The sequence below is a fragment of the Alteromonas sp. H02 genome (assembly GCF_059682525.1).
Genome location: NZ_CM185021.1, coordinates 4,909,872 through 4,934,704 on the forward strand (window position 1 = coordinate 4,909,872; position 24,833 = coordinate 4,934,704).

Here is a 24,833-nt window from a genome sequence, read left to right on the forward strand (position 1 = left end):
CAGGCCACGTTTTTTATCAGCGCTTCAGTTGGGTAAGCTGGCATCAATAAAGGTTGCCAGGTCCGCTTTAAACTGGGCCATCGAAGGCTCATGCACATACATCATATGTCCCGCCTCATAGTAGGCTGTAGAGATATTACTGCGCAATGCCGCCGGTATTTTAAGATGATCGATCATGTACTGGGTAGTGAAGTGCGGCGTAGCCAAATCATAGTAGCCCTGTTGAAACAGCACCTTCATTTTGGGGTTCTGAATCATCGCGTAGGATAAATCAATCAGAGTGTCGGGAAAGGGCATTTTGAAGCCAACATTTGGTTGTACATGCCCCCAATCCCAACTGCTGAACACATCACCAAATACCTTGTAATCCACCTCCTGCTCAGATTTGAGTTCGGTGCGGTAATAATCCATAAAAGCAGCCAGTAGAGGCGGCCCAACCGCAGTGGTCATAGGATCATAACTCATCGCTTCTGAATGCACCGACAAAGTGTTGCCTTTAAATCGGGAATCAATGCGCCCAACCGTTTGTGCGCTTTCGCTTAGCACTTCCTTGGTAAACACCTGATGGTTTACCCGCAAATTTGCATCCAGCCAGTATTGCGCCTCCAGACCTGTTAAGGCGGCAAGTTTTTCGGCCAGCGCCTTTTTCTTATCTGCCGATAATCGTACGCCTTTCAGTAAGGCCGGGGCATATTCGTCTACGGCGAAGGCTTCTGCCGCCTTAAGATGCTCCGCTAATGTTACTGGTTTGTTGTCAATAGCATCGTGATACCAGCCGGTGGCGGCAAAGGTGGGTAAAAACAGTACATGGGGCAGGTCGGTCTGACCAAAATCAAATCCATTCACAAACTGTAAAAACGGCGACACCAACATAATGCCATTCAGACTAATCATTTCATTGGTAAGCGCCTGAGCTACCCCCGCGGTGCGCATGCCGCCATAGCTTTCTCCCAGAATAAATTTGGGCGACTGCCAGCGGTTATTCTCAGTAATATACTGCTTGATAAATGCAGACACCGAACGAATATCCTGGTCGGTACCCCAAAAATCCTCACCTTTGCCCTCTCCTACCGGGCGCGAGAAGCCGGTACCAACCGGATCAATCATCACGATATCGGCCTTATCCAGAATGGTGAATTCATTAACCACATAGCCATACGGCCCATTATTGGCAAACTCAACGTCTTTAACGACTGCTCGTTTAGGACCGAGGATACCCATATGTAACCACAACGACGCTGAGCCCGGCCCACCGTTATAAGCAAACAGGATTGGCCGCTTGCGCAGGCTGGTATCTTCTTTTACATAAGCCGTATAACCAAACAGTGCTATCGGCTCCTGCTTGGCGTTTTTCATCAGCATGGTACCCGCGGTAGCGGTATAACTGAGTTTTTTACCATTGATTTTGATGCTGTGACTGGTGACGGAAGTTTTCGCTTCGGGTACAGGTGGTTTTTCTTCTGGTTCATCCTGAGCAAAGCCAGAATAACTTACCAGACACAAACAAAGCAACGCTCGGTGGATAATAAAACGCATGGTCGGATCCCTGAATTATTGTAAAGGAACAAACAGGGTTTCTGATATTACAGGCAGTAAAACCGATAACGGCATAGGCCACAGGAGGGACGCTGTTCGTTTTTGCACTTAAACGACAGCGCTGTACAAATACTAGACAACCTTACAGGCAAGCGCAATGACTAATGAGTGACTTTGATTGCACAGTCAGTTCTTCCCGGTGCAGCGAATCGGCGGGTCTAGCCGCAATACCAATAAGCTAACACCAATAAACACACACTAAAAAAACCTGGTAATGCTACTTGAGGTAGGACTTAAGAATTTTATTCAGCGCCTCTACTTCTTCTGTACGTTCTGTGTCGCTAAGCCCTGGCTTGCCCACATGTTCGCGGATGTGATCTTCCAGAATCGTGGTCATCAGTCCGTTCACGGCGCCCTTAATTGCGGTGACCTGCTGCAGGATAGCCAGACACTCATTGCCATCATTCATTGACTTTTCTACGGCATTTAACTGGCCACGAATTTTCTTTACGCGGGTAAGTAATGCCTGCTGATTTTTATGGATATGCGCCATAGTCTGCTCTGCCAACCCTCACGTTTAATGGTATACTGGGGTATAGTATATCAATAAACTAAACAGATGGCCTGTTATGACTAAAAATATTGCTGAAAAGTGGTCTCATTCACACAACTTTTATGTGGATAGCAGCGAGTCAGAGCGCAAGGTGAACCTGGTGTTCTTACTCACCACCGTCACCATGGTGGTGGAAATCGTAGCGGGCAGCTGGTTTGGCTCAATGGCCCTGCTCGCAGATGGCTGGCATATGTTTACCCATTCAGCAGCCTTTGCGGTATCCATGTTTGTTTACTGGTATTCCCGTAAGCATCGTCATAGCAGCGACTATTCTTTCGGTACCGGTAAGGTCAATGCACTGGGAGGCTTTGCCAGTGCGGTGGCCCTGGCAACCGTTTCGTTGTTTATGCTGATTGAGTCAACCGAGCGGCTGTTTCTGCCCCAGGCTATCAGTTTTAATGAAGCAATCGTGGTGGCCATCGTTGGCTTTGTTGTGAATGTTGCCTCGGTATTTTTACTGCACGATGATCATCACCACCATCATCATGGCCACGGGCACCAAGACCACGACCACGACCACGACCACGACCACGACCATCATGAGCATAATCATGCGCATCACGATCACAACTTAAAAGCCGCATATTTTCACGTGCTCGCCGATACCCTGACCTCCTTACTGGCCATCGTTGCACTGATACTGGGTAAGTTTTATGGCTGGCTGTGGGCCGATGCAGTTATGGGCATTGTGGGCGCAGCGGTTATTGGAAAGTGGGCCTGGGGCCTGATGACACACAGCAGCGGTATGTTGTTAGATAAAGCCGCGAAACCGCAACACGCAGCAAAAGTCGCCCGCCTGATTGAGGAAGATGGCGTATCGGTGGTAACCGATTTTCACTACTGGCAGCTATCCGGCAAGCATCATGCGGCGATTGTCAGCGTTGCCACCAGCGCTTCGCTAACGCCTGATGACATCAAACATAAAGTTCGACATCACCTGCCATGCGACCATATTACGGTAGAGATTAATCCATTGCCCAATGCGTAAAAAAGCCCGCATTTAGCGGGCTTCCAATTGGCAGTTCCGACTCAGAGACTAATCTGGCACTGGCACCCGAACCGGTGCTTTGGGCATTGGTTTGATGGGTGACTGATAGCCTTTCAAACCGGCCAGCCCAACTTCAATGGCTTTATCCAGTTGTGGATCCTCGCCCTTTGCCGTTTTGCTGGTCCATTGCTCCACATTGATATCCGGTGCCACACCGTAATTCTCAACCTGCCACTCACCATTCACGTCATAAAAGCCCGACCGAGGCGCAGTCATGCTGCCACCGTCAATAAAGGCCGGTACGCCCCAGATGCCCACCAGGCCACCCCAGGTGCGTTTGCCCACCAGCTTACCAAGGCCATAGTAGTTAAACATGTAAGGCAACATATCTCCGCCGGAACCCGATACTTCGTTAATCAGCATCACCTTGCTGCCCCAGGTACCTGCTGCCGGGCTGGTCAAAGGTTCAGCCGGCGCGTAGGGATTATTGAAGAAGCCATTAAGCTCCCGGCGCAGCACGTTAATGATGTAATCCGCGATAAAGCCACCATGATTAAAGCGTTCATCGATGATCACGCCCGGCTTGTTGGCCTGGGGATAATAATAACGGTTAAAGCTGTGATAGCCTCCCTCCGCGGTGTCTGGCACCCATACGTAAGCGAGCTTACCGTTGGATTTTTCTTCCACATACCGACGGTTCTGTTCTACCCAATGCTGCTTGCGCAGTTCATTTTCGTTACCAATGGTTTTAACCAGAAAATCCTGTTGGTTGTCTTTTTTGCCTGGCTCACCGATGGTTACCGTTACCGTCTGGCCAAGGGTACCTTCGAACTGCGCATAAACGTTCTCTTTACTGGTTAGTGGTTTACCGTTAACGGCCAGCAGGTAACTGCCCTTTTCGATAAGATGCGCATAAGGTCCCAACGGCGCCATCAGGTTTGCACCGGCAACAAAACTCTCACCAGTGTACACCCGGGTAAGCTTTATCCCGCGGCTATCGAGTTCATAATCCACACCCAGCAGGCCGACATGAGATTTACCTGTTTCAGGTTTATCCCCGGCGCCGGTATAGGAATGCCCAATCGACACTTCGCCGCCCAGGGTATCGAGTAGATAAGTGAGATCCAGCGGATGACTGACCGAAGCAACCAGCGGCTGATAGACTTCATAGATTTCATCCCAGTCAGCGCCGTGGAAGTTATCTACATACAGATAATCGCGCTGATAACGCCAGGCTTCGCGAAAAACCTGTTGCCATTCTTCGCTATAGTCAACCCGCTTGGATAGCGCCAGCTTAATGGCTTTATCGTCTTTACCGGAGCCCTGTGCGGCACTGATCAGGCGATAAGAAGAGCCACTTTTAACCAACAGGGATTTACCGTCGGCGGTGAGTTTAAAATCGCTGATCTTATCGGCCAACTTTTTCATTTCACGCTCAGAGGCATTAAAGGTCATCAGGCTGGTTTGTTTGTCACCGGTATCGTCTGCATACTGACTGAGAAAATACAGGTTGCCCTCTTTGCCACCGGTTAAATGACTAAATTGTCCCGACTTGGCACTGACCGGCATGATGCGTTCAGCAAAAGCGGCCACCTGTACTTTGGTTTGTGATTCGCTGGTCGGTTTGTCATTACCTGCTTTGTCATCACCGGCTTCATCCTCTTCACTTTCAGGCGCCGGCTCTTCATCGGAACGCTCCGGGAACAACGGCATGTCTTCTGCGTTGAGTAGCGCATAGTACAGCTGGTAGCTGGGCGTAAAGCTGATCGATGACATATCAAGCCAGGGCGCTTTAGGACCGTAGTCCACGCTGCCAAGGAAGTACAACACTTCACTGTCATCACTAAAGGTAGGCCAGGTCACTTCGACCATGCCGTCGGTCAGCTGAAAGGTTTTACGCTCCATCACCGAATACAGGTGCAGTTCGCGGAAGAAATTGACGCCCTGTTTGGTATAAGCGATGTACTGACTGTCGGGAGACCAGCTGGCCATCATCTGCCATTCAGGGTGCACCCGTTTATTGGTATCGATAACTCTGGTAGTCTGGTTTTCCCGGTTAGCGACCCATAACTGCTGGGAAGAGTCGGTAAATAGCAGTCGTTTGCTGTCGGGCGACCAGCGCAGTTCATCGTAAAAGCCGCGCCCCGCAAGCGTAATTACCGTTTGCTCTTTGCCATACTGATTGGCAATGATGAGTTCATACTCGCCGGAGCGATCGCTGAACCAGGCAATAAACTGGCCGTCCGGCGACCAGGCTGCACCATGCTCACGTGCGCCAGAAGTGTCGGTCAACGGGCGTGGCGACCCGTGTTCTACCGGCACCGAATAGACATCGCCACGAGCCGTGAACAGCGCGCGCTGACCGGTAGGTGATACATCAAAACCAGTGACCTGTTTGTGCGCGTCTACATAACCGGTACGGGCCCAGTAGAAATCTGCGGCCACCTCTATATTTAACTTGCTGGCTGCAGCATTGCCGTTTTTCAGATACAGGTCGCCGAGGTACTCATACACAACCCGGTTACCCTCTACCGCAAAGCCCATCACATCATATTTATCCTGTCGGGTAACCTGGCTCACCACCTTCGACTGCGGCGAATATTTAAAAACATTCGTCACCTTTGAGCGATTGGATAAAAAGTAGATATCACCATTTGATGACCATTCAGGGTCCACATCAAAATCGTTATCGAACGGCAGGTCGTACTCTTTCAGGCTGTCGATATTAATCACCCTCAGCGCCTGATTCTGGCCGCCACGGTAATTACGCCAGCCTCTGTCCCAGAAGCCAGCTCGCCGGAATACAAGATTTTCACCGCTATTATCGAAAGCTCCGTCAAACGCTCGATGCATAGGTAACTGGCTCGGGTTGTCCCCGTTTACCGATACCGTGAATAACTGTTGCCAGTTACGTGGCGCCGAAAACCGCGCCGAACTGAATAGCACCTGCTGGCTGTCTGGTGTCCAGCCCACCGCTGCGTCTGCGCCAGGATGATACGTAAGCCGCTGAGGTTCGCCGCCATTAATGCTAACCACAAACACATCACGATTACCTTCGTATTCACCGGTGAATGCGATGTAGTTACCATCGGGCGAAATGACCGGCTGTGATTCACTGCCCTGGAAGCTGGTTAACCGCTGAGCTTTGCCACCGCTGACACTGGTTTTCCAGATATCATTAGCATAGGTAAATACCAGGGCATCACCGTGCAATGCAGGCTGCCGGAGCAGTTGTGTGGCGTTAGAGACAGCTGGCAGAATGGCCAGCATGAGAGTGAGCGAAATTCCTTTTAAGGTCATAAGCCGTACCTTTTTGTTTATTGTTATACTGCCGTTGCCATTCAGCTTAGCTTAATTAGTAAACAATGTAATTATTAACGCTTACAATCTGCCGTAGGACAATCGTAAGAACTGGCTAATTGGAGAGTAGTTGTGTTCAGAACGATAGCCTAAATTGGCTTTTGAGTTGTCCGTCACGTTATTCATTGCAAGGAGGCAAGCTTTGTTCCAGCGGATGAAACTAAATAAACACCGATTTTTCTTTACGCTATTCCTTTTATTGCAGATTGCTTATGCAGTACGAAGCTATCCCTATAGTCAGGCAGAACTGGTCTGGCTCGGAGCAGGTGTGGTATTTGCGGTGCTTTACTATTGGTTTGGCGGCGTAAGGGCAAGCCGGCATTGCCGGGGCGGGAGCAAAAACGGCTGGCGCTAATCGACCACCAGCCGGAATATTGAGCAGTCCGTATTATCCCTTATGCCCGGGACTGGCGTGAGTCCAGCCAGGTAGGATCCAGCGTTGGCACACTGTTTAGCAGCAACTCGGTATAAGGTTCATAAGGCCCGCTGGCAAACTGTTTACCCGAGGTGTACTGCACGGTTTTGCCTTTGTAGAGCACCATGATCTCGTCGCACAGACTTTTTACCGTAGAAATGTCGTGGCTGATAAACACAATGGCAATATTGAGTTTCGCCTGCAACTCGCCCAGTAACTCAAGAATGGCCGCAGCCACCACAGTGTCGAGTGCCGAGGTGACCTCATCACATAAAATAACGCTTGGCTCCGCCGCTAACGCCCGGGCCAGATTTATGCGCTGTTTTTGCCCGCCCGACAGTGCACCGCATTTACGGTCGGCCAGATCAGTGGGCAATTTAACCAGCTCCAGCAGCTCTGCTACGCGCTGCTTGCGCGCAGCACCTTTAAGGCCATGGAAAAAGGTCAGCGGTCGACCCAGAATATCACCCACTTTATGAGCAGGGTTGAGCGCCGTATCCGCATTCTGAAATACCATCTGAATTTGCTGGCACTCGGCCTTACTGCGGTCCACTATGGCTGGCGTTAACTCTTTGTTGTTGAGTAACATCGACCCGTTAGCCGCCGGTAGCAGGCCGGCTATTACCCGGGCAAATGTTGACTTGCCTGAACCTGATTCACCGATAATCCCCACGGTCTGACCACGACGAACGCGCATGGAAATATCCGATAAAATGGGGATTTCAGGCTTACCTTGTTTGGTCATCCTGCCATAGCCCGCTTCGATATTATTAATATCGATAACCACTTCACCAGGCGCGTTATCCTTATAACCATCACTGTCCTGCACTGCACTGAGCAGTTGCCGGGTATAAACATGTTCGGCATTGTTGAGGATAGTGGCGGTAGGGTTATTTTCCATCATCCTGCCGTTTTGCAGCACCAGGATCTGATCGGCAATCTGGGCCACAACGGCCAAGTCGTGAGACACATAAACTGCCGTAGTGTTGTACGCTTTCACTAACGTCTTTAAATGCTTTTAGCACGTCTACCTGAGTGGTGACATCGAGCGCAGTGGTAGGCTCGTCAAAAATAATCAGTTCCGGCTCGCAAATCAGCGCCATGGCCGCCATCAGTCGCTGCAACTGACCACCCGATACTTCATGAGGATAGCGGCGGCCGATAGTCTGAGGCGACGGCAACGACAGCTGCTTAAACAGATCAATGGCTTTGGCCTCAGCCTGACCGCGCGACATCACGCCATGCATCAGGGCACTTTCTATCACCTGCTCCATAATGCGGCGGGACGGATTAAACGCCGCCGCGGCACTTTGCGCCACATAAGCGACTTTGCGTCCTCGCACATCAGCCAGCTGGGCAGCATTCATAGCGGCCATATTATCCTCGCCCACGTGCACTGCACCGCCGCTAATACGACAACCCGGACGGGCATAGCCCAGCAGCGAAAGCGCTATAGTGGTTTTGCCGGAGCCGGACTCGCCGATGAGTGCAAGCACCTCACCACGCTTAAGGGTGAAACTGACATCATGGACAATCGTTTTTGCCTGACCTTGCGGCCCGGCTTCAACGCGTAACTTCTCAACATTCACATGTGCAGTCATCTTACTTACCTCGCGCCGCATAAGTTGCGCCGCCGCGCAGACTGTCAATTAACAGGTTAACCGCAATGGTAATGGTCGCAATGGCAATGGCTGGAACAATAACCGCCGGAGCACCTTCTGCCAGACCGGAAATGTTCTCGCGAACCAACGAGCCGAGGTCGGCTTCCGGTGGCTGAACGCCAAGCCCTAAAAAGCTCAGGCTACTTAGCAACAACACAACAAACACGAACCGCAAGCCAAAATCGGCCAGCATGGGATGCAGTATATTGGGCAGAATTTCTTTTACGGCCAGATACAAGCGGCTTTCTCCACGGGTTCTGGCCACCGTAACAAAATCCATGTTCGCCACATTAACCGCCAGCGCCCGGGCAATCCGAAACGACCCTGGCATATAACTGATAGCGGTAATGGTTAACAGTAATGGCACCGATGAACCGAATGCAGCAATCATTACCAGCGAGAAGATTTTGCTGGGAATAGAAATCAGCGCATCCATAAAACGGGAAATCACTTCATCAGTTCGAGGGCCGCTAACGGCTGAAAACAGTGCGATTAAGGTCCCGGTGGAACAGGCTAATGCCGCCGCCAGTAACGGAATAAAAATGGTAAACCGGGTACCATCAAGGATCCGACTAAACACATCACGTCCAATATAATCGGTACCTAATACATAGTCGCCGCCGATGGGCTCAAACACATCGTAAGCAACGATTTCACTGGCCGAATGAGGCGCCAGCCAAGGGCCGAAGACGGCTATAAAAACCCAGAACACTACCAGCAGTGCACCCAGCTTGCCGGATAAGGGCATTGATTTTAATATATTCATTGGCCTAGCCTCCGGTTCGCAGTTTAGGGTTAGCCAAAATGGCCGAGATATCAGCGATGAGTACCAATATTAAATAGCCGGTACAAAACAACATGGCGCAGGCTTGCAACAGCGGCATATCACGATTAGTTACGGCATCCACCATTAAGCTGGCCACGCCGGGATAGTTGAAAATCACCTCAACAATAACTACCCCGCCGAGTAAATAAGAAAGACTTAATGCCACGGCGTTAATGATAGGCCCGACCGCGTTGGGTAATGCATGGCGCAGTACCGCTCGTGACAGCGGCGAACCTTTAAGTAGTGCCATTTCCACATAGGGCTGGGAAAGCTGTTCCAGCACGGCCGCGCGGGTCATTCTTGCCATCTGTGCACTGAGCACAATGCACAGGGTAGCAACCGGCATGGCAAATGCCCGGAAATAATCATACAACCCGGCATCGGCGGAAATGTACGATAACGAGGGCAGCCAGTTTAGCTCCACCGCAAAAATGAGCACAAAAATGGTAGCCAGCAAAAACTCCGGCACCGCCACCATCGATAATGTAAAGATGTTCATGGCTTTATCGATGCGACTACCGCTGTACATAGCGGCAACAATCCCCAGCACCATGGCAAAGGGCACCGCTAACAACGCGGTAAACCCGGCCAACATGAGCGATTGTGACAGCCTTGAGCTAATCAGTTCGCTTACCGGGCGTGCATTGGCCAGCGACGTACCCGCATCGCCACTTAGCAGTCCACCCAACCATTTTGCGTATCGCAGCATGGGCGGATCGTTTAAGCCATAAGCTTCCCGCAGCTCTGCCACCGCTTCGGGGGTAGCGCTTTGACCGAGCATTTCCTGCGCGGCATCACCGGGCAGCAAGTTTGCAATAAAAAATACCACCGCTGAAACAATTAACAGCGTAATAATCGATAAGCCAATCCGTTTAATAATCAGCTGGAAAATGACCTTCATTGATAACTCCGGCTATTTGCATTCTAAGGTTGGATATTGAAATTTCATCCAGATGGCGACATTTCCGATTTGTGCAAAACTTGGTAGAAACTGGTTTGATAGTCAAGGTCGCCTAAAGACAATTGGACTAAACCGCTCCGCGGTAGTAGTGCCGCCCCCACCTCATTAATTATATTCTGATCTCGTTCCCCGCTTCTAAGCTGAAGGAAGGGCAATGTCGCCCTGAATTCACTCAGGAGTGAAACCATGAGTTACTTTGAAGGATCCAACCCCTTACGCCAACGCATGATTGAAGATATGACCATGCGTAGGCTCAGTCCTAAAACGCAAATAGGCTACATCAGAGGCGTGAAGAAACTCGCTACCTTTTTGAAACGCTCGCCAGAGGATGCCACGGCTGAAGAATTGCGCCAATTCCAACTCGCATTGGCCGAGCAAGGTACATCTAACATCACCATCAATGCCACGTTATCGGGTTTAACGTTCTTATTTCATAAGTCCTTGAATCGACCTGATGTGATGCTCAAAGTCAGCACCGTGCCGGTGCCAAGGAAGTTGCCGACGGTATTGAGTAAAGAGGAAGTCAAGCAACTGATTGATGCCACACATAGCATCAAATACAAAGCTGCCTTCTCGGTCGCTTATGGGGCTGGGTTACGGATTGGTGAAGTGGTGATGTTGAAGGTGACGGATATCGACAGTTCTCGCATGCTATTGCGCGTTGAGTAAGGTAAAGGGAAGAAAGACAGAATGGCAATGTTATCGCCCATGCTGTTGAGTACACTTCGCCAATGGTACAAACATGCCAAAGCGCATCACTTAATGCTACCGGGTGGGTGGTTGTTCCCAGGGCAAAATCCGTTAAACCCACTTGGCACCCGTCAACTCAGTCGTGCCTGTCAGTCTGCGTGTCTGGATGCAGGACTGAATAAAAAAGTCTCCATGCACACCTTACGGCACAGTTTCGCCACGCACTTACTGGAAGATAAAGTCGATATTCGCATCATCCAAACGCTGTTGGGGCATAGTAAACTGGAAACCACTGCGCTGTATGCACAAGTCGCCAGCAAACTCTTGCGAGAGGTGGTGAGTCCGTTAGATACACTGGCATTGTGAGCGTGACGTTATGTCGAGTTGTTCACGGCCACCGCTTGAGGTGGCGGATGTGTTTCGTCTGTCTGGTACGCAGTATAAAAGCGCTCAGCATGGGCATTTAAGCTTAGCGCAACTGAAAGTGATGTCAGCCATTGCGCGTTGTCGAAGTGCCCAGTTAGGTGCTCATCACCTGCACTGCGAACACTGTCATACCGATGCCATCGCATATAACTCCTGCCGTAATCGTCACTGTCCGAAGTGCCAGGGGTCAAGCGCCAAACGCTGGTTTGCAGCCAGAGAGCAGCAGTTGTTACCCGTAGAGTACTACCATGTGGTGTTTACCTTACCTGGTGAGGTAGCACAACTGGCCTTTTACAACAAAGCACAGATGTATCAGCTGTTGTTTAAAGCCGCATCACAAACGCTACTGACCATTGCCGGTGATACGCGACACTTAGGCGCTGAGGTTGGCACCACTATGGTGTTGCATACGTGGGGCTCCGCGATGATGCATCATCCTCATGTGCATTGCATTGTGCCCGGTGGCGGGCTGGATAACGCTAAACAATGGAAAGCGTGTAAAAAGGGCTTCTTCTTGCCGGTCAGAGTGTTATCACGCTTGTTCCGCCGTTTGTATATGCAAGGCGTACGTGAGTTATACGAATCGACGCAGTTACTGTGCTTCGGGGAGTTGACGCAGACCAGTGGCTTTGAACACGCCGGGCACTTTATGGCATGGTGCAAACAGCAACAATCCATGGAATGGGTGGTGTATGCCAAACCGCCGTTTGCAGGACCACAAGCGGTGCTGAAGTACCTGTCGCGTTATACGCATCGTGTAGCGATTGCGAATCGCCGACTACAATCCGTTGATGAAACACATGTCTCGTTCACCTATAAGGATTACCGGCGCAAAGGAAACAACATGCACCGGACGATGCAACTGACGTGTGACGAGTTCATGCGTCGATTCTTATTGCATGTCTTGCCAACCGGGTTTCATCGTATCCGGCATTATGGGTTACTGGCCAGTAAAGCCAAACTCAATATGGCCAGACAAGCCCTGCACGTAGCTCCGCCGCCAGACATCAAAAAGACGGCCAATGAATCGGAGACAGACTCAGCACCCTTCGTGTGCAGGCAATGTCAATCACCGATGAAGGTGTCGGCGCTCAGGCTACCTGCATACTTACCAAGAGCGCCCCCTAAATAGGCAGAGTGCTTAAGGAGATAAAAAAGCGCCTTTACTGGTGAGGATGATGCTTTACCTGAAACGCTATAAACCCCATGACAATGAATAGAATGAGACAACCGAGCTGAATAAAAACGTGAAAATCAGATGCAAATAGAAACAAAGCACCACTGGAAACACGTGATCTTGGCGATCATCCTCTACAGCAGACTCACATTCACCATCGAAATCCCCATAGCCAAACCACAGGGGTAACATCCCGCGGTTTCGTCCAACGAAGATTATCTGATATCTGCCCGAGAGTAGGACATCAAGGTGGATCTGAATGGAGGGCAGATAACTGATAATCTAAACAGGAGCGGACGTTTGACGATGTGATTTCCTACTTCCCACTTTGGTCAGGGTCGGTCATGAAGTTTCCTTCATTTTTGTCTTTTGGCTTTAAGTTCATTGAGAGCATTTAGATGTTGTTGTCATCAGAAATTAAGATGTATCAACGCTCGAAGTTGTCAAGTTCGACAGATAGCCCGATATCCGTTTATTTGACACCGATACACATGAACCATTTTAGTTATCAGCTAATTGATAAACTTGTACATAGTTTCGAGCGTAGGAGAAGCTTCTTCGGGTTGCACTGGCAGCCTTTTAAAGTTCCATGCCTCATAATGTTGAATTAGATGGGCGTTACATTCCAGAATCAGCAGGCGATTCCCAACCAATGTTTGAGCTTGAATGATTATCGCATCTACTTCATCCAAAATTTCCTTAAGAGTAATTGGAGTCTCAATTGCGAAATTTTTTCCAAGTTGGCCTATGAGAAAACAACGAACTCTTTGCTCTTCGTCTTGAGGATTTATTTTCATGCGCTTTCTTTGCGTAGACGAAACAGCAAATTTAGTCAGGGCAAGCTCTTTTGTTGAGATACTAAAGTAAGCATGTATATTGCCATCCTCACCTACAAGCAAATAAGTTCTGCACTTATCCTCTCGTTCGAATTGAATGGCTCTGTTATGGAGAAAAAGTTGAATATCTGTGTCGCGAGATGAGAAAGTTTGCAATAATTCATCAATCTCAGAGGAGGTTAATGCCTCCTCTGAAGTATCATTTATCAGTTGGCCGAGTGGCGTAATTTCCGTTTTAATAGAGATAAACCTTTACTTCCTGATGCCTTGATATCTCTTTGACGAACAGAATCGTCGACCTTAAAAGGCTTCTCCATATCAGAGCAAAATATCTTTGCGGCTTCTTTATCGGTAACGACAAAGTTTTTGTCAAAAGATGCTGTTGCCATTTTACACCTCCTGTATTCGTGTAAATTTTCAGCAAGGCTGATCATAACACAACGGAAAATTATACTGGTCTAACCAGTTGGGAGGGTTGATGGTGTAAATACATGGAAGGAAGTTTACACGAGCCTAATCGCTTTGACATAGAGGGTGTATCAATCCGTTTATTGGTGATACCGAAAGTAGATTAGCACTTTCGTCCTACTTATGTCTACTATTCACTCATAAATGCAATTAAAATTGCAATGAGCCAACGGCTGTTTTACGTACATTTAAGACTATAGTGCCGAATAGAAGAAATATCTCTCACCGGCCGCTATACGTACGAATCGGCCAACTAAGACAGGGGCACTTAAAGACAAATAGCCGACTGTTTGGTTTGAGACTCTGAGTTTCTGGCATGAGCCAGAATAGAAATTTGTTTACGCAAAATTGTTTCCCAGAGCAATAGGCTGCCTTTAAACCTGTAGACAGCTAGTCAATTATCAGTCTTGCGAGTCAGCTAGCCAGCGCATTATGTTCAGTAAAAACTCTTCATTTTGTTCCGCACCAACAGAGCGTAACCCCATAGTTTTGCCTGTACTTTTAACTAATTGCGAAGAGAACATCATGCCTTCAGAAAAAACTGCTACACGTCCTTTGCCTAGCTCTAAAACAGCACCTTGACTCCATCCTGACATTGGAAGCTTTGGTGTATCCGCGTTAACTTGAAACGGTATTTTGGGTTCTGTAGCAGTGATACCGTTCCCTAATTTCAGTAGAGATATTGCTTTTTCGGGAGCTTTAAATGCTGAGCCACCAAACGATCTTACCTGTAGTATATCTGGTGATACATTATTAATACTTTGCAGAAAAAGAGGCTGTGATTTTTCATCTATATTTTGCGAAATTTCTTTATTGTAAGTTGTAGCGTGTTCGGTGAGCGAATGATTCACTTTGCTAAAGGTTGCGTTTCCAACATGTCCATTGATGAATTGAAAACCAAGTGCAAGTGCCAGATTATCTATAGCTTTGGGAAACGGTGTGTGATCAGCAACTAAAAAAAGTGAACCACCGTTCGATATCCAGCTCTTGAGCACTTCAACTTCATTGTCATCAAACGCATCTCCATAAGGTGGAAGCCAGTCCTGTCGCTTTCTGTCAAGCGCGTTTGCAATTACTAAAATATCCACTTGCTTTAGCTGATTTTCTGTAATTGGTTTATCGTTCGAATCGACCCTGAACCCGTCACTTTTTAGAACTTGCGCGAATGGCTTATATCTGCCGCTCAACGTCAAAAAGTTATTATGGGCTTCGTCTATTAAAACAAGTGGACTACTCTCAGGGGAAAAGTGTGCAACTCTATGTTTAGGTCTGAAGTCAGGGTCAGATTGTTGAGGGCTATCAGAACAGGCTACCAATAATGTAGCAAAGCCAAAAACAACTAAGCTATGAACTAACTTCATTTACGACATCCTGTGTAATAACCTGGTAGTGATTAACGTTAAAATTTCACGGTGCTCGACCATACCATGAAAAATGTTTGAAAGGGTGATTGCACATATCAGAAGAATAAATAGACGTAATTCAGTAGCCGCTCATTGCGACGCGCAATGTCCAGTGTTTCAACTTCCGCTTTACGTACTTTGCCGCCCCTCCAGCTTTCTTGACTGGCACAAATTGTTTAGGTTATCAGTTATCTGCCCTCCATTCAGATCCACCTTGATGTCCTACGCTCGGGCAGATATCAGATAATCTTCGGTGGACGAAACCGCGGGATGTTACCCCTGTGGTTTGGCTATGGGGATTTCGATGGTGGATATGAGTCTGCTGTAGAGGATGATCGCCAAGATCACGTGTTTCCAGTGGTGCTTTGTTTCTATTTGCATCTGATTTTCACGTTTTTATTCAGCTCGGTTGTCTCATTCTATTCATTGTCATGGGGTTTATAGCGTTTCAGGTAAAGCATCATCCTCACCAGTAAAGGCGCTTTTTTATCTCCTTAAGCACTCTGCCTATTTAGGGGGCGCTCTTGGTAAGTATGCAGGTAGCCTGAGCGCCGACACCTTCATCGGTGATTGACATTGCCTGCACACGAAGGGTGCTGAGTCTGTCTCCGATTCATTGGCCGTCTTTTTGATGTCTGGCGGCGGAGCTACGTGCAGGGCTTGTCTGGCCATATTGAGTTTGGCTTTACTGGCCAGTAACCCATAATGCCGGATACGATGAAACCCGGTTGGTAAGACATGCAATAAGAATCGACGCATGAACTCGTCACACGTCAGTTGCATCGTCCGGTGCATGTTGTTTCCTTTGCGCCGGTAATCCTTATAGGTGAACGAGACATGTGTTTCATCAACGGATTGTAGTCGGCGATTCGCAATCGCTACACGATGCGTATAACGCGACAGGTACTTCAGCACCGCTTGTGGTCCTGCAAACGGCGGTTTGGCATACACCACCCATTCCATGGATTGTTGCTGTTTGCACCATGCCATAAAGTGCCCGGCGTGTTCAAAGCCACTGGTCTGCGTCAACTCCCCGAAGCACAGTAACTGCGTCGATTCGTATAACTCACGTACGCCTTGCATATACAAACGGCGGAACAAGCGTGATAACACTCTGACCGGCAAGAAGAAGCCCTTTTTACACGCTTTCCATTGCTTAGCCTTATCCAGCCCGCCACCGGGCACAATGCAATGCACATGAGGATGATGCATCATCGAGGAGCCCCACGTATGCAACACCATAGTGGTGCCAACCTCAGCGCCTAAGTGTCGCGTATCACCGGCAATGGTCAGTAGCGTTTGTGATGCGGCTTTAAACAACAACTGATACATCTGTGCTTTATTGTAAAAGGCCAGTTGTGCTACCTCACCAGGTAAGGTAAACACCACATGGTAGTACTCTACGGGTAACAACTGCTGCTCTCTGGCTGCAAACCAGCGTTTGGCGCTTGACCCCTGGCACTTCGGACAGTGACGATTACGGCAGGAGTTATATGCGATGGCATCGGTATGACAGTGTTCGCAGTGCAGGTGATGAGCACCTAATTGGGCACTTCGACAACGCTCAATGGCTGACATCACTTTCAGTTGCGCTAAGCTTAAATGCCTATGCTGAGCGCTTTTATACTGCGTACCAGACAGACGAAACACATCCGCCACCTCAAGCGGTGGCCGTGAACAACTCGACATAACGTCACGCTCACAATGCCAGTGTATCTAACGGACTCACCACCTCACGCAAGAGTTTACTGGCGACTTGTGCATACAGCGCAGTGGTTTCCAGTTTACTATGCCCCAACAGCGTTTGAATGATACGAATATCGACTTTATCTTCCAGTAAGTGCGTGGCGAAACTGTGCCGTAAGGTGTGCATGGAGACTTTTTTATTCAGTCCTGCATCCAGACACGCAGATTGGCAGGCCCGACTGAGTTGGCGGGTGCCAATAGGGTTTAACGGATTCTGCCCTGGGAACAACCACCCTCCCGGTAGCATTAGGTGATGCGCTTTGGCATGTTTGTACCATTGGCGAAGTGTACTCAACAGCATTGGCGATAACATTGCCATTCTGTCTTTCTTCCCTTTACCTTGCTCAACGCGCAATAGCATGCGAGAACTGTCGATATCCGTCACTTTCAACATCGCCACTTCGCCAATCCGCAACCCCGCCCCATAAGCGACCGAGAAGGCAGCTTTGTATTTGATGCTATGTGTGGCATCAATCAGTTGCTTGACTTCCTCTTTACTCAAGACCGTCGGCAACTTCCTTGGCACCGGCACGGTGCTGACTTTGAGCATCACATCAGGTCGATTCAAGGACTTATGGAATAAGAACGTTAAACCCGATAACGTGGCATTGATGGTGATGTTAGATGTACCTTGCTCGGCCAATGCGAGTTGGAATTGGCGCAATTCTTCAGCCGTGGCATCCTCTGGCGAGCGTTTCAAAAAGGTAGCGAGTTTCTTCACGCCTCTGATGTAGCCTATTTGCGTTTTAGGACTGAGCCTACGCATGGTCATATCTTCAATCATGCGTTGGCGTATGGGGTTGGATCCTTCAAAGTAACTCATGGTTTCACTCCTGAGTGAATTCAGGGCGACATTGCCCTTCCTTCAGCTTAGAAGCGGAGAACGAGATCAGAATATAATTAATGAGGTGGGGGCGGCACTACTACCGCGGAGCGGTTTAGTCCTCTTGTCTATTTGTGCCAGTCAAGAAAGCTGGAGGGGCGGCAAAGTACGTTTTTCGGACCTTGAGACTATAAATTTCCCACCCTATTGATCAGTAGATTTACATTAAAATCATATACACACTGTGATGCCAATTCAAGATAAAGGCGCCATTGCTAGTAACTCACTCTCATACCTATAAACGACATCGTCCAGAGCAGACGTTACTGTATCAATTGGTCGAACGCCACTACCCAGAATTTCAGAAGCAGCTTTCACAAAAAGGGAAGTCGTTACCACTTCATGTGGTAAAAGAGTTTGAAGAGTTTCTTAGGTGTGGTCGGCTTGAGCATGGTTTTTTGCGTGTAGTTTGTGACGACTGCAAGCATGAGAAACTGCTGGCGTTCAGCTGCAAACGCAGGGGATTTTGCCCAAGTTGCGGTGCAAGAAGGATGGCAGAAAGTGCCAAGTTGTTAGTTGAAGATGTTCTTCACGGTTACCCTGTACGCCAATGGGTATTGAGTTTACCCATCCCGCTTCGTCTACTTCTAGCTAGGTATCCCAAACACTTAAGTAAAATCATGCAAATCATTCATCGTGCTATTTCTTGCGATATTGTGCATCGGGCTGGGTATCTTAAGAAGCAAGCAAACACAGGAGCGGTGACTTACATTCAGCGATTTGGTAGTGCGCTGAATCTCAATATTCACTTTCACATGCTCTTTTTGGAAGGCGTTATCACTCAGGAGTGTGGACAGTCCAAATTCAAGTGCGTTAAAGCACCAAACCACAATGATATGGAAACCCTCGTGAATGTCATTAGCCATCGCATCGCGACCTACTTGGAGAAGGCCGGGCTCGTTCAACGGGATATGGACAACACATTTCTCGATTTACCCATGGATGACGAAGATAGTTTACTGCCCTTGCAAGCAGCCTCTGTCAATTACCGCATTGCTGTAGGACCAGATACAGGCAAAAAAGTCTTTGCCTTGCAAACCTTACCTGCCAAAGACGAACAACATTACGGTCAATTAGCTCAAATAAACGGTTTTAGCTTACACGCTGGGGTGTTTGCAGACAGCCATCAAACTGACAAACTGGAAAGGCTATGCAGATATATCTCAAGGCCAGCGTTAAGCGAGCAACGATTGAGTCTAACCGATTCAGGAAAAGTAAGATATCAACTGAAAACTCCCTATCAAGACGGTACCACACATGTCTTTTTTACTCCCTTGGATTTCATAGGCAAGCTCGCGGCACTGGTGCCAGTGCCGAGGCTAAACCTTACGAGGTTTTATGGCGTGTTTGCTCCCAATGCTAAGGTGCGTGCCGAGGTAACGGCTTCACAACGCGGTAAGAATAGCCCTCGCTTAGCAGAGCATCTGAAAGATTCAGATAAACCATACCATGCGCGAAGCATGTCGTGGGCACAAAGGTTAAAAAGAGTATTCAATATTGACATCACAGTCTGTGAGGCTTGTGAAAAAACCAACGTCAAAATTATTACTTGTATTACGGATCCGGCTGTTATCCATAAGATTTTGGCGCACCTTGACAAGCAGACTCTTCTTGAAGCAAAAAACGATTCTCTAATGCCGCCACTTCGAGCTCCACCAGCCACAGCCTCATTCAGTGACTACATCATTCAACGCGACTTCGATTTTGGCGCATGAAGCACAAAAAACAGACCATCACTTGAACATGCAACATGTTGAGGTAAGGGCTTTCACATATCTCATTGCGGATTTCAGTACCAAAGACCAGTTATATTGCGTCTATCTTGATGACAACTACTTCACTGATTCCTGAAAAGTACCCATTTGACACACGTGCAACTGGCCTTAAATACAGCTGACACAGTGGGTAGTACATAGCGTTAATATTTCTTATACTCCTTAAGACCCTGGCGTCTGATGAATTTGAGGGGCGTCTGCCAACGACAGCAGGGGAAAAGAAAACCCTCGATTTTCTGGTTTCAGAATTTAAACGACTTGGCCTTGAACCGGGCAACGGCGACAGTTACCTGCAAGCGGTGGAGTTGATGGAAATTACCGCCGATCCGGGCATGACCATGACCATTGGCAATCACACTTTTGACTACAAAACCGATATGGTTGCCGGCTCCAAACGTGAGCAGGATGTGGTAACACTTACCGATTCAGAGCTTGTTTTTGTCGGTTATGGCATTAATGCTCCGGAATACGAATGGAATGACTACGAAGGCCTGGATGTAACCGGTAAAACCGTAGTAATTCTGGTTAACGACCCAGGATTTGAAAACCCGGAAGGCGGTAAATTTCAGGGCACTACCATGACCTATTACGGTCGCTGGAGCTATAAATACGAAGAAGCCAGCCGTCAGGGCGCCGCGGGTGCCATTATTGTTCATGAAACAGCTCCGGCTTCTTATGGCTGGTCGGTGGTGGCTAATAGCTGGAGTGGCCCGCAGTATGGCCTGGTTAGCCCGGATAAAGGTGCCAGCCGCGTAGCCGTTGAAGGATGGTTAACCCTGGACGCGGCTACCCGTGTTTTCGCCGATGCCGGCCTTGATTTCGAGGAAGAAAAAGCTAAAGCCATGCAAGGCCCCTATTCCGTGCCACTCGAGCAGAACATGTCGGTAACTGTGCAAAACACCTATCAGGCCTCAACCAGTTACAATGTGCTGGCTACCCTGCCCGGAAGCGAAAAACCGGATGAGCATGTGATTTACACGTCGCACTGGGATCATCTGGGCAAGGATGAAAGTCTTGAGGGCGATCAGATCTATAACGGCGCACACGATAATGCTACCGGTACTGCCGCCGCATTGGTTATGGCTGAGGCCTTTAGTAAACTCACTCCCGCGCCAAAACGCTCTGTGTCATTTTTAATTGTCACCGCCGAGGAACAGGGCTTACTGGGATCGAAGTACTACGCCGACAACCCGATTATCCCGCTTAATAAAACCGTGGCCAATATCAACATGGATGCCATGAATGTGCTGGGTAAAACCAAAGACATCGCGGTAATTGGCATGGGTAAATCCGATCTTGAAGAAGAGCTGACTATTGCAGCGACTCGTCAGGGTCGTACTGTCACTCAGGAAGATCGTCCTGAGGCGGGCTATTACTATCGTTCCGATCATTTCAGCTTTGCCAAAGTGGGTGTTCCGGCGCTCTATGCCAAAGGTGGAAGCGAGCCCTTTGACGAAGAAACCGCGAAATATCGTAAACGTACCAGCGTGATAGTGACCGGCTGTTATCATCAGGTCTGTGACAAGTTTCGGGACGACTGGGATCTGAGCGGGATATCTCAGGATACCCAGCTATTAATGGAAGTTGGTTATTTAGTCGCCAACAAAGACAGTTGGCCGCAATGGCGTGAAACCAGTGAGTTTCAGCGCAAATAATCAGCCCCCTTCAGAAAACCGCCGCTTTCGGCGGTTTTTTTTATCTAAATGTTTAAATAGACCAGATTGTACTTGCATTTTTTGCTCATGCTGGCACATTCAGTAGTCGCGAGTGTAAAGGTTTTATCCTGCAAAAAAATAATCCACCGCTGTACGTCAATTCGAGCACCGACAGAAAACATTATCCTTTAACTATGTGACAAGAGAGAACGCTTCTTATGTGTGGTATTTTCGGTATCTTAGATATCAAAACCGATGTGTCTGAACTCAGAACCCAAGCTTTGGAACTAACCAAAACGCTGCGTCACCGCGGCCCTGACTGGTCGGGTATCTGGAATAATGACAATACCATTTTGTGTCACGAGCGTTTAGCAATCGTCGATGTTGATACGGGTGCCCAGCCACTGATCAGTGACAACGGTCACCAGGCTCTGGCTGTAAATGGTGAGATCTACAACCACAAGCAGCTCGCTAAAGAGCTGGACACTCCTTACAACTTTAAAACCCGCTCTGACTGCGAGGTCATTCTGCCGCTGTATCAACAGCGCGGTGTTGAGTTTATTGATGATTTACAAGGCATGTTTGCGTTCATTCTGTATGACGAAAAAGAAGATGCCTATCTGATTGCCCGTGACCATATTGGTATTATCCCGCTGTATACCGGTTACGACGAACACGGTAATTTCTACGTGGCTTCCGAGATGAAAGCGCTGGCCCCGGTTTGTAAAACGATTAGTGAATTTCCTCCGGGCCACTATATGTGGAGCAAAACCGGTGAAATGGTGAAGTACTATAAGCGCGACTGGATGGAATACGACGCCGTTAAAGACAACGAGTCGAACATCGAAGAACTGCGCGTAGCCTTCGAAAAAGCGGTTAAATCTCACATGATGTCAGACGTACCTTACGCCGTGCTGTTATCTGGTGGTCTGGACTCATCACTGGTTTCTGCTGTCGCCGCCAAATACGTTGCCAAACGGGTTGAAGATGAAGACAAATCCGATGCCTGGTGGCCGCGTTTGCACTCATTTGCTGTAGGCCTTGAAGGTGCCCCCGATTTAGTGGCTGCCCAGAAAGTTGCAGAAATGATTGGTACGGTGCACCACGAAATCCACTTTACTATTCAGGAAGGTCTGGATGCCATTCGTGATGTGATTTATCACCTGGAAACCTACGACACCACCACTATCCGTGCCGCTACGCCAATGTACCTGATGACCCGTAAGATTAAAGCAATGGGTATTAAAATGGTACTGTCGGGCGAAGGCTCTGATGAAATCTTCGGTGGTTACCTGTACTTCCACAAGGCACCGAATGCTAAAGAGTTTCATGAAGAGACGGTACGTAAACTCGACCGCCTGCACATGTTCGATTGCGCCCGTGCTAATAAAGCTACCTCGGCGTGGGGTGTTGAAGCCCGTGTCCCCTTCCTGGATAAAGAATTCATGGACGTGGCCATGCGCCTCAACCCGAAAGACAAAATGTGTGGTAACGGCAAAATGGAAAAGTACATTCTGCGTGAAGCCTTTGATAACGGTGAAACGCTGCCGCCAGAAGTGTTATGGCGTCAGAAAGAACAGTTTGGTGACGGTGTAGGTTACTCCTGGATTGACTCAATTAAGGATTTTGTTGCCAACGAAGTAAGCGATCAACAGCTGGCTTCTGCGGAGTTCCGCTTCCCAATCAATACCCCGGATACCAAAGAAGGTTACTACTACCGCACAATCTTTGAAGGTTACTTCCCGCAAGAAACTGCAGCTCGCTGTGTACCTGGCGGTAAGTCAATTGCCTGTAGTACGGTTGAAGCCCTTGAATGGGATGAGAGCTTTAAGAACAATGCTGACCCGTCTGGCCGCTCCATGCAGGGCGTACACGGCAAAGCATAACTTTTGCTTACCTACTAAAAAAAACAGCACCTTTAGGTGCTGTTTTTTTCTACTGATTATTCTTTATTAGGGGCGCTTTGGGGCGTATGGATCTGCGGATCAAACCATAAGGCTTTATCATCCAGCGGCGTTTCTTTAGGGAGTAATGGATTCTCCAGGTGAAATACCTTGCGCTCAGCTACGTTGACTTTAAGCAACGCCTCACGATGATGGCTGACAAAGATATTATCGAAAGAGCCGTCTTCCAGGGCTCTTCGTAATCCCGTTTCAATCAGCCTCGCCATGGTAGGATTGGAACGATTCACAAAGAAATACATTGCCGCCGGATAATGCATAACCAAAGATGGCTCGAGTACAATATCGTCATCCAGTGAAAGGGCATTTAATTCTCCCAGTACTTCACTAACGGCCCGTGGGAAAAAGTCGCCCTGTTTTAACTCCAGGCGATTAAATGCCTCCAAGTGCGTTAAAGCACCAAACCACAATGATATGGAAACCCTCGTGAATGTCATTAGCCATCGCATCGCGACCTACTTGGAGAAGGCCGGGCTCGTTCAACGGGATATGGACAACACATTTCTCGATTTACCCATGGATGACGAAGATAGTTTACTGCCCTTGCAAGCAGCCTCTGTCAATTACCGCATTGCTGTAGGACCAGATACAGGCAAAAAAGTCTTTGCCTTGCAAACCTTACCTGCCAAAGACGAACAACATTACGGTCAATTAGCTCAAATAAACGGTTTTAGCTTACACGCTGGGGTGTTTGCAGACAGCCATCAAACTGACAAACTGGAAAGGCTATGCAGATATATCTCAAGGCCAGCGTTAAGCGAGCAACGATTGAGTCTAACCGATTCAGGAAAAGTAAGATATCAACTGAAAACTCCCTATCAAGACGGTACCACACATGTCTTTTTTACTCCCTTGGATTTCATAGGCAAGCTCGCGGCACTGGTGCCAGTGCCGAGGCTAAACCTTACGAGGTTTTATGGCGTGTTTGCTCCCAATGCTAAGGTGCGTGCCGAGGTAACGGCTTCACAACGCGGTAAGAATAGCCCTCGCTTAGCAGAGCATCTGAAAGATTCAGATAAACCATACCATGCGCGAAGCATGTCGTGGGCACAAAGGTTAAAAAGAGTATTCAATATTGACATCACAGTCTGTGAGGCTTGTGAAAAAACCAACGTCAAAATTATTACTTGTATTACGGATCCGGCTGTTATCCATAAGATTTTGGCGCACCTTGACAAGCAGACTCTTCTTGAAGCAAAAAACGATTCTCTAATGCCGCCACTTCGAGCTCCACCAGCCACAGCCTCATTCAGTGACTACATCATTCAACGCGACTTCGATTTTGGCGCATGAAGCACAAAAAACAGACCATCACTTGAACATGCAACATGTTGAGGTAAGGGCTTTCACATATCTCATTGCGGATTTCAGTACCAAAGACCAGTTATATTGCGTCTATCTTGATGACAACTACTTCACTGATTCCTGAAAAGTACCCATTTGACACACGTGC

At 48.4% G+C, this 24,833-nt stretch carries 18 protein-coding genes and 2 pseudogenes; 7 read left to right on the forward strand and 13 right to left on the reverse strand.

Annotation, left to right across the window (positions count from 1 at the left end):
- Positions 1-24: 24 nt before the first annotated feature.
- Together AC566Q_RS22705 and AC566Q_RS22710 are read right to left on the reverse strand one after the other, a co-directional pair.
- Positions 25-1,536 carry a S10 family peptidase gene (locus AC566Q_RS22705; protein WP_499611413.1) on the reverse strand — a complete coding sequence of 504 codons (1,512 nt, stop codon included), beginning with the start codon at positions 1,534-1,536 and terminating at the stop codon, positions 25-27.
- 277 nt (positions 1,537-1,813) lie between these two features.
- A complete protein-coding gene (locus tag AC566Q_RS22710) occupies positions 1,814-2,089 on the reverse strand; it encodes a metal/formaldehyde-sensitive transcriptional repressor (RefSeq protein ID WP_499611421.1) in 276 nt (91 codons plus the stop codon).
- Between the two features lie 76 nt (positions 2,090-2,165).
- Here AC566Q_RS22710 and dmeF point away from each other — a divergent pair, with 76 nt between their 5' ends.
- The gene (dmeF, locus tag AC566Q_RS22715; RefSeq protein WP_499611428.1) at positions 2,166-3,137 is read left to right on the forward strand and encodes a CDF family Co(II)/Ni(II) efflux transporter DmeF; all 972 of its coding nucleotides are present in this window, start codon (positions 2,166-2,168) and stop codon (positions 3,135-3,137) included.
- 48 nt (positions 3,138-3,185) lie between these two features.
- Here the strand turns inward: dmeF and AC566Q_RS22720 are convergent, their stop codons facing one another.
- The 5 genes from AC566Q_RS22720 to AC566Q_RS22740 all read right to left on the reverse strand — a co-directional run bounded on the left by AC566Q_RS22720 (position 3,186) and on the right by AC566Q_RS22740 (position 10,300).
- Positions 3,186-6,437, reverse strand: coding sequence for a S41 family peptidase (locus AC566Q_RS22720; protein WP_499611435.1), 3,252 nt, complete (start codon positions 6,435-6,437; stop codon positions 3,186-3,188).
- Between the two features lie 455 nt (positions 6,438-6,892).
- Entirely contained in the window at positions 6,893-7,882 is a 990-nt protein-coding gene (locus AC566Q_RS22725) for an ABC transporter ATP-binding protein (protein WP_499611441.1), read from the reverse strand.
- On the reverse strand, positions 7,803-8,513 hold the full coding sequence (locus AC566Q_RS22730) for an ATP-binding cassette domain-containing protein (protein ID WP_499611448.1): 711 nt from the start codon (positions 8,511-8,513) through the stop codon (positions 7,803-7,805). Before AC566Q_RS22730 ends, AC566Q_RS22725 begins: the two co-directional genes overlap by 80 nt.
- A gap of 1 nt (position 8,514) precedes the next feature.
- Positions 8,515-9,339: an ABC transporter permease gene (locus AC566Q_RS22735; RefSeq protein WP_499611456.1), complete on the reverse strand. Its 825-nt coding sequence runs from the start codon at positions 9,337-9,339 to the stop codon at positions 8,515-8,517.
- A 4-nt stretch (positions 9,340-9,343) separates the two neighbouring features.
- The gene (locus AC566Q_RS22740; protein WP_499611461.1) at positions 9,344-10,300 is read right to left on the reverse strand and encodes an ABC transporter permease; all 957 of its coding nucleotides are present in this window, start codon (positions 10,298-10,300) and stop codon (positions 9,344-9,346) included.
- Positions 10,301-10,585: 285 nt separating this feature from the next.
- Between AC566Q_RS22740 and AC566Q_RS22745 the strand changes: the two are divergent.
- Both AC566Q_RS22745 and AC566Q_RS22750 read left to right on the forward strand, forming a co-directional pair.
- Positions 10,586-11,416 (forward strand): annotated as a pseudogene (locus AC566Q_RS22745) (tyrosine-type recombinase/integrase).
- Between the two features lie 10 nt (positions 11,417-11,426).
- Complete coding sequence (locus AC566Q_RS22750) at positions 11,427-12,608, forward strand: IS91 family transposase (RefSeq protein ID WP_499611465.1); 1,182 nt, start codon at positions 11,427-11,429, stop codon at positions 12,606-12,608.
- Between the two features lie 557 nt (positions 12,609-13,165).
- Here the strand turns inward: AC566Q_RS22750 and AC566Q_RS22755 are convergent.
- The 5 genes from AC566Q_RS22755 to AC566Q_RS22775 all read right to left on the reverse strand — a co-directional run bounded on the left by AC566Q_RS22755 (position 13,166) and on the right by AC566Q_RS22775 (position 17,929).
- Positions 13,166-13,645 (reverse strand): acetyltransferase, encoded by a 480-nt coding sequence (locus AC566Q_RS22755; protein ID WP_499611468.1) that lies wholly within the window; start codon positions 13,643-13,645, stop codon positions 13,166-13,168.
- Between the two features lie 50 nt (positions 13,646-13,695).
- The gene (locus AC566Q_RS22760) at positions 13,696-13,878 is read right to left on the reverse strand and encodes a hypothetical protein (RefSeq protein WP_499611471.1); all 183 of its coding nucleotides are present in this window, start codon (positions 13,876-13,878) and stop codon (positions 13,696-13,698) included.
- A 480-nt stretch (positions 13,879-14,358) separates the two neighbouring features.
- The gene (locus AC566Q_RS22765) at positions 14,359-15,318 is read right to left on the reverse strand and encodes a DUF4350 domain-containing protein (RefSeq protein ID WP_489806279.1); all 960 of its coding nucleotides are present in this window, start codon (positions 15,316-15,318) and stop codon (positions 14,359-14,361) included.
- Positions 15,319-15,867: 549 nt separating this feature from the next.
- Positions 15,868-17,049, reverse strand: coding sequence for an IS91 family transposase (locus AC566Q_RS22770; protein ID WP_499611474.1), 1,182 nt, complete (start codon positions 17,047-17,049; stop codon positions 15,868-15,870).
- A gap of 10 nt (positions 17,050-17,059) precedes the next feature.
- Positions 17,060-17,929: a tyrosine-type recombinase/integrase gene (locus AC566Q_RS22775; protein ID WP_483414985.1), complete on the reverse strand. Its 870-nt coding sequence runs from the start codon at positions 17,927-17,929 to the stop codon at positions 17,060-17,062.
- 260 nt (positions 17,930-18,189) lie between these two features.
- Between AC566Q_RS22775 and AC566Q_RS22780 the strand changes: the two genes are divergently transcribed.
- The 3 genes and pseudogenes from AC566Q_RS22780 to asnB all read left to right on the forward strand — a co-directional run bounded on the left by AC566Q_RS22780 (position 18,190) and on the right by asnB (position 23,305).
- Positions 18,190-19,704, forward strand: a complete 1,515-nt coding sequence (locus AC566Q_RS22780) for a transposase (protein WP_069945706.1) — start codon at positions 18,190-18,192, stop codon at positions 19,702-19,704.
- A gap of 221 nt (positions 19,705-19,925) precedes the next feature.
- A pseudogene (locus AC566Q_RS22785) lies at positions 19,926-21,419 on the forward strand (M28 family metallopeptidase); the annotation flags it as partial.
- Positions 21,420-21,637: 218 nt separating this feature from the next.
- A complete protein-coding gene (gene asnB, locus AC566Q_RS22790) occupies positions 21,638-23,305 on the forward strand; it encodes an asparagine synthase B (RefSeq protein WP_105936751.1) in 1,668 nt (555 codons plus the stop codon).
- 56 nt (positions 23,306-23,361) lie between these two features.
- On the opposite strand, the gene AC566Q_RS22795 is transcribed toward asnB, so the two are convergent.
- Positions 23,362-23,817 (reverse strand): hypothetical protein, encoded by a 456-nt coding sequence (locus AC566Q_RS22795; protein ID WP_499611479.1) that lies wholly within the window; start codon positions 23,815-23,817, stop codon positions 23,362-23,364.
- Between AC566Q_RS22795 and AC566Q_RS22800 the strand changes: the two genes are divergently transcribed.
- Positions 23,807-24,673, forward strand: a complete 867-nt coding sequence (locus tag AC566Q_RS22800; RefSeq protein WP_499611482.1) for a transposase — start codon at positions 23,807-23,809, stop codon at positions 24,671-24,673. The genes AC566Q_RS22795 and AC566Q_RS22800 overlap by 11 nt on opposite strands.
- The last annotated feature ends 160 nt before the right edge of the window (positions 24,674-24,833 follow it).